This is a genomic window from Streptomyces sp. CWNU-52B, assembly GCF_047444975.1.
GTDB lineage: Bacteria > Actinomycetota > Actinomycetes > Streptomycetales > Streptomycetaceae > Streptomyces.
Genome location: NZ_JBLFJV010000077.1, coordinates 1 through 855, shown reverse-complemented (window position 1 = coordinate 855; position 855 = coordinate 1). Strand labels below are relative to the sequence as shown.

The following is an 855-nucleotide window of genomic DNA, read 5'->3' as shown; positions in this document are numbered from 1 at the left end:
GGCGGGTGAGGGTCGTGTGGGGTTGTTGTTCACGGGTCAGGGTGCTCAGTGGGTAGGGATGGGCCGGGAGTTGTATGAGGCGTTTCCGGTGTTTGCGGAGGCGTTCGATGAGGTGTGTGGTGGGTTTGAGGGGTTGGTTCCGGGGTCGTTGAGGGAGGTGGTGTTTTCGGGTGTGGGGCTGGATGAGACGGGGTGGACGCAGCCTGCGTTGTTTGCGGTGGAGGTGGCGTTGTTCCGTCTGGTGGAGTCGTGGGGGGTGCGGGCTGATGGTGTGACGGGTCATTCGGTGGGTGAGTTGGCGGCGGCGTTCGTGGCGGGTGTGTGGTCGTTGCCGGATGCGTGTCGTGTGGTGGCGGCGCGGGGGCGGTTGATGCAGGCGTTGCCGGTGGGTGGGGCGATGTTTGCGGTGGGTGTGGGTGAGGCTGAGGTGTGTGAGTTGTTGGTGGGGTTGGAGGGGGAGGTGGGTGTTGCGGCGGTGAACGGGCCGTCGTCGGTGGTGATTTCGGGTGTGGAGGGTGTGGTCGAGGGTGTGGTGGAGGTGTTGCGGGGCCGGGGGGTGAAGACGAGTCGGCTGGCGGTGAGTCATGCGTTTCATTCGCCGTTGATGGATCCGGTGCTGGAGGAGTTTGCTGCGGTGGTGGGTTCTGTGGAGTTCATGGAGCCGGTGGTGGACATGGCGGTGGATGTGGCGTCGGTGTGTTCGGTGGGTTATTGGGTTGATCATGTGCGGGAGCCGGTGCGGTTCGCGGATCGGTTGGTGCGGTTGCGGGAGCGGGGGGTGACGACGTTCCTGGAGATCGGTCCGCAGGGTGTGTTGTCGGCGATGGGTCCGCAGTGTGTGGCGGACGGGGTGTT

General features: G+C 65.0%; 1 protein-coding gene. It reads left to right on the top strand.

Translation table 11 applies throughout. The annotated features are described in order from the left end of the window. Nucleotides 1–16: 16 nt before the first annotated feature. The coding region (locus ACLVWQ_RS40525; protein ID WP_414114347.1) for an acyltransferase domain-containing protein at nucleotides 17–855 on the top strand (839 nt) is incomplete at its 3' end.